Annotated in this window: 9 protein-coding genes and 1 pseudogene; 4 read left to right on the top strand and 6 right to left on the bottom strand. The window is 43.2% G+C overall.

From position 1 onward, the window contains the following. On the top strand, nt 1-336 hold a 336-nt coding region (locus PF479_RS04395), incomplete at its 5' end, for an NAD(P)/FAD-dependent oxidoreductase (protein WP_298002607.1). 4 nt (nt 337-340) lie between these two features. Here the strand turns inward: PF479_RS04395 and pyk are convergent. Further along, the gene (gene pyk, locus PF479_RS04390) at nt 341-1756 is read right to left on the bottom strand and encodes a pyruvate kinase (RefSeq protein ID WP_298002604.1); all 1416 of its coding nucleotides are present in this window, start codon (nt 1754-1756) and stop codon (nt 341-343) included. A 54-nt stretch (nt 1757-1810) separates the two neighbouring features. Next, nucleotides 1811-2503, bottom strand: a complete 693-nt coding sequence (mnmD, locus tag PF479_RS04385; protein ID WP_298002601.1) for a tRNA (5-methylaminomethyl-2-thiouridine)(34)-methyltransferase MnmD — start codon at nt 2501-2503, stop codon at nt 1811-1813. A gap of 161 nt (nt 2504-2664) precedes the next feature. Here mnmD and galE point away from each other — a divergent pair, with 161 nt between their 5' ends. The 3 genes from galE (at nt 2665) to PF479_RS04370 (ending at nt 6945) form a co-directional block, all read left to right on the top strand. Beyond that, nucleotides 2665-3675 carry a UDP-glucose 4-epimerase GalE gene (gene galE / locus PF479_RS04380; RefSeq protein WP_298002598.1) on the top strand — a complete coding sequence of 337 codons (1011 nt, stop codon included), beginning with the start codon at nt 2665-2667 and terminating at the stop codon, nt 3673-3675. A gap of 65 nt (nt 3676-3740) precedes the next feature. Further along, entirely contained in the window at nt 3741-6041 is a 2301-nt protein-coding gene (locus tag PF479_RS04375) for an EAL domain-containing protein (RefSeq protein ID WP_298002595.1), read from the top strand. Nucleotides 6042-6102: 61 nt separating this feature from the next. Next, nucleotides 6103-6945, top strand: coding sequence for a patatin family protein (locus tag PF479_RS04370; protein ID WP_298002592.1), 843 nt, complete (start codon nt 6103-6105; stop codon nt 6943-6945). A 219-nt stretch (nt 6946-7164) separates the two neighbouring features. Here the strand turns inward: PF479_RS04370 and PF479_RS04365 are convergent, their stop codons facing one another. The 4 genes and pseudogenes from PF479_RS04365 to PF479_RS20730 all read right to left on the bottom strand — a co-directional run. After that, the gene (locus tag PF479_RS04365) at nt 7165-8313 is read right to left on the bottom strand and encodes a GGDEF domain-containing protein (RefSeq protein ID WP_298002589.1); all 1149 of its coding nucleotides are present in this window, start codon (nt 8311-8313) and stop codon (nt 7165-7167) included. A 12-nt stretch (nt 8314-8325) separates the two neighbouring features. Further along, nucleotides 8326-9435 carry a sugar ABC transporter substrate-binding protein gene (locus PF479_RS04360; RefSeq protein ID WP_298002586.1) on the bottom strand — a complete coding sequence of 370 codons (1110 nt, stop codon included), beginning with the start codon at nt 9433-9435 and terminating at the stop codon, nt 8326-8328. 279 nt (nt 9436-9714) lie between these two features. Next, nucleotides 9715-9981 (bottom strand): DUF2442 domain-containing protein, encoded by a 267-nt coding sequence (locus PF479_RS04355; RefSeq protein ID WP_298002584.1) that lies wholly within the window; start codon nt 9979-9981, stop codon nt 9715-9717. Further along, nucleotides 9965-10147 (bottom strand): annotated as a pseudogene (locus PF479_RS20730) (DUF4160 domain-containing protein); the annotation flags it as partial. The pseudogene PF479_RS20730 and the gene PF479_RS04355, both read right to left, overlap by 17 nt. Nucleotides 10148-10407: the final 260 nt, after the last annotated feature.

Raw genomic sequence — 10407 nt, 5'->3', positions numbered from 1 at the left:
GACTCTCTAACAAACGCGCTACTGGATAGGGCTGGTATTGATCCAGAAAAAAAAATCTCACAGTTGAGCCGTAAAGACAGGATCTCCTGGTTGAATACCCTGTGTACTGACAGCTATCTGGTGGCGGCAAAGGGCGGATTTAATCAGGCCATGGTGACCGCCGGGGGTGTCTCTCTGGGGGAAGTCAAATCGGGTACCATGGAGTCCCGGATCTGCCCTGGTCTGTTTTTTGCCGGAGAAGTCCTGGATGTAGATGGGGAAACCGGAGGTTACAATCTTCAGTTTGCTTTTTCTTCGGCCGTACTGGCTGTAAAATCAATCATCGCCTCGGGCTAGTCTCCTATTCTCGCCCTCCCAGGAAATGTGATGCTTCTCCTACTTCTATGAAGTTTGTAACAGTCCCCCGGTTAGGAGAAGACCCGACGAGGACTACCAGGTCATTATTCCCGATGATTCCCGCATCCAGAACGGTTTTGACAGATTCATGCACCATCTCGTCCAGGGTCTTCTGGGATTTCAGTAGGTAGGGATTTACACCGAAACTGAGAGCCAGTTGCCTGACCACCGTTGGATTCGGAGAGAGGGCCAAAATGGGTGTTCTTCCTCTGAAGGAGGACAGAATACAGGCGGAACGGCCCGTGTCTGTCTGGACGATGACCGCCTTGGCTCCCAGTTTCCGGGAGGTTTCCTCGGCCGAGGCGATCATCTGAAGGCGGACGGGGTTGAATTTCACTTGGTTCTTTCGCCTATCCTTGTTTTTTCTCTTGCTTTCGCTGGCTGCGGCAATGGTGGCCATGGTTTTCACAGCTTCCAGAGCATAGTCTCCATAGGCTGTTTCTCCCGAGAGCATCAGTGCATCCGTGCCGTCCATAACGGCATTAGCAATGTCGCTGACTTCGGCTCGTGTGGGTCGGGGGTTATGAATCATGGAATGAAGCATCTGGGTCGCAGTGATGACAACCTTACTTCTCTTGATGCACTTCCGGATGATTTTTTTCTGAACATGGGGGACTTCTTCGGCGGGCAGCTCAATTCCCAGGTCTCCTCTGGCGACCATGACTCCATGGCAGTGGTCCAGAATCTCATTAATATTTTCAATTCCAGCGGTATTTTCAATCTTGGCAATGAGGCGGATCGGGCTATTATATTTGTCCAGGATCTTCTGCACAGCAATGAGGTCCTCTTTATTGCGGACAAAGGAATGGGCTATGAAATCGATTCCGATTTTGGCGGCAAAGTGAATATACTCTTCATCCTTTTTTGAAAGAGAAGGGAGAGCAAAAGGAATGTCAGGAACATTCACACTTTTTTTATTTTCTATTTCTCCCGAATTATTGGCTATACAACGGAGTCGATCGTCGTTCATGTCAATTACAATGATGGACATATCCCCATCATCAATCAGGATTTCAGTTCCCCTGTTCATGGACTCACAGAAATGAGAATAACTGACTGAGAAGTGAGGCTGATCCATCGTGGTTCCCTGTGGAACGATAAAGATTTCCTCTCCCTCTTTTAATCTAATGGTTTCGGGAATGTCTATGGTTCTGATTTCCGGACCCTTTGTGTCAATGAGGATGGCCGCCTTATCTGAAACTTCCCGGATCCGGGCAATGATCTGCTCGGTTTCATCCGGGGTCTGATGGGCTGTATTCAGGCGGAAAATACTGGCTCCTGCCTTATAGAGCTTCTTGATAAAGAGTAAGTCATTGTTTTTTCCGATGGTGGCGACGATTTTTGTTCGATTTGTATTCATTGGGTTTTCCTTTATATCCTTCGTTCTCTGTTTTCCGGTGATTTCCACGCCTTCTCATGATTTGGTTCCCTGTATCATATGCCTTTTTGCTCCGAATCCTTTTTTTCTCTTGATAAAAAATCCTGCTTCTCTCAAGGGGCTTTTCACAATCCCCGAGGCCGTGAAACTGGCTAGAGTTCCCCCTGCTGCTGTCTTGTCATAAACTGATTGAAGAACAGAGGGAGACCAAATTTCAGGGTTTTTATCCGGACTGTGGCCGTCCAGGAACCAGGCGTCCACAGCTCTGGGCTCAATCTCCCGGCACCAGTCCCGGGCATCCCCGACATAGAGATTATAATCCAACTGGACCGAGGGGAACTCCCAGACACAACGATTCCAACCGGGAGTCAGGCTTTCATAGAAGGAACTCCAGTATGTCAGGTAGAGTGTCAGATTTGTTCCCAGGGTTTTTTCAAAGGGATGTAACAGTTCCTTGATCCGCTCTGTTGTGAGAGGGTACTTTTCAAGGCTGGAATATTTTATGGAAATTAGATGTGAGGGATCAGTCAGAACACAGCTTAACAGGCTGAGGAGGTTCAGGCCTGTGCCGAATCCTGTTTCTCCAATGTGCAGAGTCTCTGATTCTCTGAGTCTCCGGGGGAGATGATTCCCTTCTATGAATATATAGAAGGATTCAGCTTGTCCGTCATAATCGGAAAAATAACAATCCTGGTAAAAAGGGTTCATTAAGCATTGAGTTGTGTTCATATATGTTCTCTTTTTTAATACTAGTTCCTTCCGCCCTGGTTTTGCAATCATGTATCCACATATATTTCGAGGGATAGTTCTTTCTAAAAGTACACGTGTACTAGATGAGATTCGCTATATGGTATATATTATAATTCACACTATCCTGAAGGAGTCATTCAATGGGTAAAATCCTGATTACCGGCGGAGCCGGCTATATCGCCTCTCATACAAATGTGGAACTGCTGGAGGCCGGTTACGACATCGTCCTGGCTGATAACCTTTGCAATTCATCCATGGAAGCCGTTCGTCGAGTTGAAGAACTGAGTGGAAAGAAGCTTCCTTTTTATGAAGTGGATCTGAAGGATATAATCGCCCTGCGGAAGGTCTTTGATCAGGAACCCGGGATCAGTGGAGTCATTCATTTTGCCGCATTAAAATCGGTGGGTGAGTCTGTTGAAAAACCACTGATCTACTATGACAATAATATCACAGGATCTTTAAACCTTTATAAGGTCATGGATGAACGGGGTGTGAAGCAGCTGGTTTTCTCCTCCTCAGCCACAGTCTACGGAGATCCCGAATCTGTGCCTGTTAAAGAAGATGCCCGTCTGCAGGCGACCAATCCCTATGGACAGACAAAACTGATGATGGAGCAGATCCTGATTGATGCGGCAAAAGCCAAAGGATGGGATGTTACCATACTCCGTTACTTTAATCCCGTAGGGGCTCATTCTTCGGGAAGAATTGGGGAAGACCCGGAATATCCCAACAATCTTCTTCCTTTTGTCTCCCAGGTGGCTGCAGGAGTCAGGGAGAAGGTCATGATTTTCGGGAATGACTGGCCCACTCCAGACGGGACAGGTGTGCGGGATTATATCCATGTTGTTGATCTGGCTAAGGCTCATGTAAAGGCACTCGAAAAACTGAAAGTCAAAAAAGGGGTGTCCATCTATAATGTGGGAACTGGAATTGGTTTCTCCGTTCTGGAAATGATCAAAGCCTTTGAAGAAGTCTGTGGACATAACATCCCCTGGGAGTTCGGCCCCCGGAGAGCCGGAGATATTGCCACTGTCTACGGAGATCCCGCCTTTGCTGAAAAGGAATTGAACTGGAAAGCCGAATCGAGGCTCAAGGAAATGGTAGCCTCTGCCTGGAAGTGGCAGAGTGATAATCCAAAAGGGTACAAATAACAGGCCATTGCTTCTGAAATAATTGTAGAGATCTTCAAGCAGGTCTATACTTTGATGAAACACAGTTGTCAGAAGGATTCCCCATGCTGTCTCCCCAGGAAGAATATACAAGCTTATTGAAAATGAAACCGGAGCTCATATACCGTGTTCAGCTTCTGACGCTCTTTCTTATAAACTGTGCAGGAGCTCTTTCAATCTCCTTTTCTGTTTTTGATGCTGCCAGGAAGCTGAATATGATCTTCGTCTATAACGGACTGCTTAGTTCTATGATGGTGATCTTATTTTTAATGAAACGATTTATTGTCAATTCTAAAATTCAGAACAGGGCCTATATCGTTTTTACTCTCATTATAATCGTCTTGATTCAGTTCCTTTCGATGGAATACAGCATTGTTATCAGCATGACTTTTCTCTCCAGTATGGTGATGCTTGTTTATATCCACTTCAACAAGAGGTTCGTCTATATCGCAACACTCCTGTACCTCGGAATTGTGTTGTATCATCTTATCTCCATGCCTGTTATCACAGTGCGCCTGAGTTATAGCTACTATATCAGCAGTTTCTTCGTTATCATCATCGCCTTCAGTGTCAGTCATATGGGAATCACTCTGTTCAAAAAGTATGAAGACCTGCTTTTTCGCAAAATTAAAACTACGACTGAGCAAATGGATGAAATCAAGAGCCTGAACCTAAAGACGAATAAAGCCCTGCAAATACTGGAATCAATATTCGAAGCATCACATGACGGGATTGTAGATATAGAACAATCTCACGGAACAGTGAATATGTCCTCCCGAAGCTGTGAAATCCTTGCTTTTCAATGTTCAGGTTTGGACACCCTGGAATTAGAGCTCTCAACTCATCTTGAAGCAGGAAAAAAAAGTGAGTTCTTTCATCGTTGGGAGGAACTTAAAAGCCGGGGGGGGAAATCATATTCCAGGGAGTGCTATTACCATCATCCGGACGAACGAAAGCGTCTCAAATTCAACATTCTTGCCTATACATCCTCTGAGGATGAATCCAGACATATACTCCTCGTGGTCAAGGATATTACAAATGAGGATGACCAGGCGGAGAAAATATATAAATCAGCCTATGAAGACTCACTGACAGGCTTGATGAACCGTCAGGCTCTTGTTGAATACATTGAAAAGCATCGGGAAAAATACTTTATTTCCTGTGTTGCCATTCTGGATATAGATAATTTCCGTTTTATTAACGACTCCTTTGGTTATGAAATTGGAGACAGGCTGCTGCAGGAAATCGGCAAAAGAATGGTTGGCCATGAAATTCCATTTGTGAAAGCCGCGGCCCGTTTAAGCAGCAATGACTTCGCCTTGTATCTAGATACGGTTGTCGATGAAGATCAACTCTATGCCCGGATTCAAAATGATTATAGCCAATACATCCTGGATGATATTGAAATAAAGTTAAATTTCAGTGTCGGCATCGCTTACTTTTCAGATTCTGAAGCCAATGCGGATGGTTTGATAAAAAAAGCCGAAATAGCTATGTACAAGGCAAAAGAACGAGGCAAGAAGGGCGTCTGTGTTTTTTCTGATGATTTGAATAATGAAATGATAAGGCATCTGGATATTATGAATGAATTGGAGGATGCCATCTCCCATCATGAATTTTATTTGAATTATCAGCCCAAGATAGATACCCGGACAGACAGAATCATAGGATTTGAAGCCCTGATTCGCTGGCAGTCCCCCCGGCTCGGCTTTGTTCCACCAGACGAGTTTATTCAATTGGCAGAACAGTCAGGACTGATTCATCTTATAGGAGAGTTTGTTATTCGGGAATCCTGTCAGTTTCTGAAAAGAATCATGGCCGATTATGGGTTTATCGAAGATTTTCGAATTTCAGTCAACGTCTCTGCGGTGCAGCTCTTGAACTCAAGCTTCTATTCATCCTTTTTCAGTATTCTGGATGAGGCGGCTGTCCCACCAGAGATGATAGGTCTGGAAGTGACCGAGACGGCTGTTATGGAGAACAAGGCATATGTCTGCAATCAGCTGGAAAAATTCCGGGCCAAAGGGGTCCGCATTTATCTGGATGACTTTGGAACAGGTTATTCTTCTCTCAATTACCTCACAATGCTTCCCATAGACATCCTTAAGATTGATAAGAGTTTTGTGGATAATATAACGAATAAAAACAGGGAGTATCAGGTTGTCAAATTGATCCTTTCTCTGGCTTCGGTTTTTTCTCTGACTACCATCGCAGAAGGGGTCGAGACAAAGGATCAGCTGGACATCCTGCAGAGCCTGGACTGTCATATTGTTCAGGGCTACTACTTCAGCAAACCCCTTATTGAAGTGGACGGCTATAAGATGGTTTTGGAAAGGAATCCGCTCTGATTCTCAAATACAATAATCCAATATAAAACTTTAAACACTATAAGGACGTTTGAACCAGACTATGACTGATAATAAGACAGCACTGATCGTAGAAGGTGGTGCAATGAGAGGCATTTTTGCTGCTGGTGTATTAGATCGGTTTCTTGAACTTGAGTACAACCCCTTTGATTTTTGTGTGGGGGTTTCGGCGGGTGCAACCAATCTGGCGGCATGGCTGTGTAAACAGAAGGGAAGAAACTATAAGGTAATTAAAGATTATTCCTGCAGGCCCCAATTTATATCATTTAGAAAATATCTCTCTGGTGGCCATGTTATTGACCTGGATTGGTTGTGGGATATTACCATCCGGGAAATGAGGCTGGATCTTGGGGAGTTTAAAAAGAACAAAACCGTTTTTTATGTTGTTGTGACGAATGCTCTGGATGGTAAAGCCGAATATTTAATCCCCGAAGAAGAGACTCTGGAGCTACTGATCAAGGGGTCCTGTGCTTTGCCGGGTTTGTATCGGGGATTCCCTGAGTATGACGATATACGAATGGCTGATGGTGGAGTGGCCGACCCTCTTCCTGTTATAAGGGCGTATGAGATGGGTGCTCGGGAGATGACTGTCATATTATCCCGACCCTTAGGCTACAGGAAAAAGGCTGGAAAGTTCCCGGGAATCACTGATTTTATGCTTAAGGAAAAGAAAGAATTGGCTCGGGCGATGAAAGACCGGTGGTTCGTCTATAATCGGTCAATAGAATTCCTCGAGACAGCTCCAGCTGACTGTCGAGTGAAGATTATTGCCCCGCCTCTGAATTTTGAGGTAGGCCGGTTGACCAAAGATCCGAAGAAACTGGAAGCAGGATATCAAATGGGTCTCGAGGCAGCGCAGAATTTATATGATCTTTATTCAAAATAATTCAAATCAGTCATATTGTTTTGGCAAGAAGCTGGAATTCCAGTCATTTCGGTGTATATGTGCCAGGTATGGGAGAGAAGAGTTTGTGATGCAGCTTTATACAAAGCTAAAAAGAACGGTCGAAACAGGGTCGTGGCTTATAGTGCAGTAATTAAAGACAATGAATAATGGATGATGAATCTGTATTAAGGATGACTGCATTATCCACCCTCGCGATCATCAGGTGGTCTTCTTTTGTTTCGCATCATACATAGCATCATCGGCCTTCTTGAAAAGAGTGGAATAAGTCCTTCCGTCCTCTGGAAAAAAAGAGATTCCCACACTGCTGGAAATTCTCAGCTGTTGATCTTTTACATTCATGACTTTCTTGATATCCAGGTGCATTCTAGAGACAATGTTCAAAATAACATCTCTGTTATCAGTAAAAAGAATAATAACAAACTCATCCCCGCCAATGCGGCATACAAGATCATTATCCCGAACGGACGTGCAGAGTCTGTGTGCGACAATGGCCAGAACCTCATCACCATATTCATGTCCAAATGTATCATTGACGAGTTTAAAATCATTCAGATCAAGCATCAAAAGGGCAAAGGGACGGGGATTCTTATCTGTTAAATGATTATGAATATACTCTTCCAGATATTTTCTATTTTTTATCCCCGTCAGGGAATCGTGGGTAGCATGATAATAAGCCTTGTCCGCAGCATCCTTGTGGGAAAGAATTTCTGTGAACACTCCGTGAGACAAGCGATTTATAAAGAAAATCCCGCCTGCCAGGCAGGCCATGATGATCAGAAATAAAAGAATCAATATGATAACTTTGGAATTTCTGGTCGCTTCTTCAAAGTAATCAGCTTCGATCTGCATGATACCAATTTCCATTTTTATGAGTTCGCCACTGGTTCTTTCAATAATGAGAAAAACATTTTCCGCTTCTTCATAATTTCTCAATTTATCATTCATTGAGATTGAACTGTCTATTGTATTGCGGCAGAGATTAATATAGTGCTTGATAATAACAGAGAACTGTTCGAAAGCACTGGTTTCCTCATATCCTTTGGCCAGGCTGGACAGAGTATCCAGGTTCTGCTCCAGGTTTTCGAGGACCATACTAAACTGCTCCAGGACATCCTCTTCATTGAGATGACTCATGACCCAATAAAGAGATTCGTCCTGAATATTCCGGGTGTCTTCTAGAAGCTGATTCAGAGCAACAACCGTTTTTATTACCTGTTTGGTTCTGCTTCCCGATTCAGATAATTTTGTTATCGTATAAAGGTTCAAGGATCCTGTAGAAATAATAAGGATCAGAATGAGCAGAAAGAGACGGGAGACAAGACTGGTCTTGAAAAGAGAGTCATTCAATATGAGTACTGCCTATTTGTGAAATAGAATATTATTATAGTTGTTCAAATCCTTACTCCAAGGTCGCGGTTCGGTAACTTCTTTCAGGTTATGGTAATCCGAAGAAATTAATTGATCCCTCTGTTCTAAGTATAAATCCGGGTCCCAGGGAATAGCCAGCTGAATATTCTCAGCAGTCAGCAGTTTCACAGGACTGTATACATGGTAGGGAGTGGGTTTGCCATCAAAGAAATCTCTCATCAGCTGAAAAATGATATCACCCTCCTGAGTCGTTGCCGCATCGGAAGTGGCAATCATTGTCCCCGAGGGGATCAGTTGACCTGAAACATCCGGCCGGCCGTTTTCTGAAAAGAGAGAGAACTCACCCAGAAGATTGCGATTCTCCAGGACTTCTACAACTCCCTTCATCATCTCTTCATTGCCAGTGAAAATGGTTTCAAATTCAATGTATGAATCCAGGAGGTTTTCCAGAGCCGCCATTGCATTGGGTTTCATCCAGCTTCCAGAGACATTCGCCACAACCGTGACATGATTGTCATCTGTGGATTGAATTCCATCAAGAAATCCTTCTCTCATCAACTCTGTCATTCCCTGGTTGTACCCGCCTTCGATGAGTACACACCGGGCTTCTTTCAAATTCCGGGCAATATACTCTCCAGGTAGATAACCTGTCATATACCAGTCTGTGGTTACTATGGCTGATGCTTTAACCTGATCAGGAAATTTAGGAAGGGTCATCATAAAGAACACGGGGATACCCTGTTCTAGAAGTTCTGCTGTCTTTCTGCCTGAATTCTCAATATCTGTAGTAATCATTAAAACAGCATCAACCTTTCTTGCTGCAAATTCCTCCAGATTAAGATTTTCCTGCTCCACACTGTATTTAGACTGTTTATAGAGGACTTCCCAACCAGCCTCTTCCGCCAAGTGGATGAAAACGGAGCTGGCCGCATCATAGCAGGCATCGGATCCCGCGACACTCAGCCCGATAAGTTTTTTCGGGGAATCGGCTGCTTCCTGGATATTTAATTTTGACGGCTTTTTTTCAGAGCAACCGGCAATTGTCAGGATTATGACTACGGTGACTAATTTTTGTAATAGTATTTTTAAATTTTTATTCATAGGAATATATTAAAGGCAAATTACTAGCTGTAGTGTATTATTTTTATGTAGATTATATGTTTATGAACATATAAAGAGAGCCAGTTATTGTTCAGAGTTGATAATTAATTATGCAAAAAGAATAAAGCATAAAACAAAGATGCAGTCCTATTTCAACATTTCTTTTGTCCTCGATCATTCGTTCCCAAAGGCCTGAGTCCTGTACAATACAGAATCCAGTCCTTAAAATAAGTAATAGGCCGTCCAACAAAAGGGGTTCCCCCTCATAGTGGCGTCATTTTATGATGCTTTATTTTTATGATGATTTGTCTGGTCACCGACTCCCAGTAACAAGCCTTCAACACTTACATCTTCATCTAATTCATCCCAGTGGATACCTCTACCACTGATTTCAAAAACATCTCTTTGAGCTTTAGTAGCATTCAGTAATCTGGGGAAATATGACAGAGGAGTTGCAAGTTGACGACCATCAGAAAGTGTTACCCAAAGGTAATCTTCATCAGTCCAGATTTTTTGAGCTGATACTGGTTTATCTAAAATACTCATACCATTTCTCCTCAATAAGCTCTTTCTGTTCAAAAACGATTTTCTCTATTTCATTCAGTTCTTTTCCGGAGAATCCCCAGGAATCAGCGAGTGAAACACAAGATGTAAGCCAGAACTTTGCTTCGTTCCCTGACTTTCTTACATGAATATGACATCGTTCTCTCGGATTGCCTTCATTTCAATAAAAGAAGAACTTGTATTCATTGATCTCAAAAACTTTTGGCATAGAAAGATATACTACAGTTCTGTAACTTTTGAAACGTCATGAATATTTAATTCTTATAGAGCAAATTTCAAAATAGTAGTTTCAGCGCAAAAGGCTGCATAAATATGCACGTTTTCAGTTGAGATCCTTGGAGAAACCAGGAATTGCATAGATGCTCAAACCAATTCGGGATACTACTATATTATTTTTGTTTATCAGGC

Origin of the sequence: Oceanispirochaeta sp., from assembly GCF_027859075.1 — a bacterium.
Lineage (GTDB): Bacteria > Spirochaetota > Spirochaetia > DSM-2461 > DSM-2461 > Oceanispirochaeta.
The sequence above is the reverse complement of the archived record's forward strand: the minus strand, read 5'-3'. Positions and strand labels throughout refer to the sequence as shown.

What these genes read in the sequence shown, in the direction of transcription:
- pyk (WP_298002604.1), bottom strand. Translation starts at nt 1,756, where the DNA reads ATGAATACAAATCGAACAAAAATCGTCGCCACCATCGGAAAAAACAAT.
- PF479_RS04355 (WP_298002584.1), bottom strand. Translation starts at nt 9,981, where the DNA reads ATGAGTATTTTAGATAAACCAGTATCAGCTCAAAAAATCTGGACTGAT.
- galE (WP_298002598.1), top strand. Translation starts at nt 2,665, where the DNA reads ATGGGTAAAATCCTGATTACCGGCGGAGCCGGCTATATCGCCTCTCAT.
- PF479_RS04370 (WP_298002592.1), top strand. Translation starts at nt 6,103, where the DNA reads ATGACTGATAATAAGACAGCACTGATCGTAGAAGGTGGTGCAATGAGA.
- PF479_RS04360 (WP_298002586.1), bottom strand. Translation starts at nt 9,435, where the DNA reads ATGAATAAAAATTTAAAAATACTATTACAAAAATTAGTCACCGTAGTC.
- mnmD (WP_298002601.1), bottom strand. Translation starts at nt 2,503, where the DNA reads ATGAACACAACTCAATGCTTAATGAACCCTTTTTACCAGGATTGTTAT.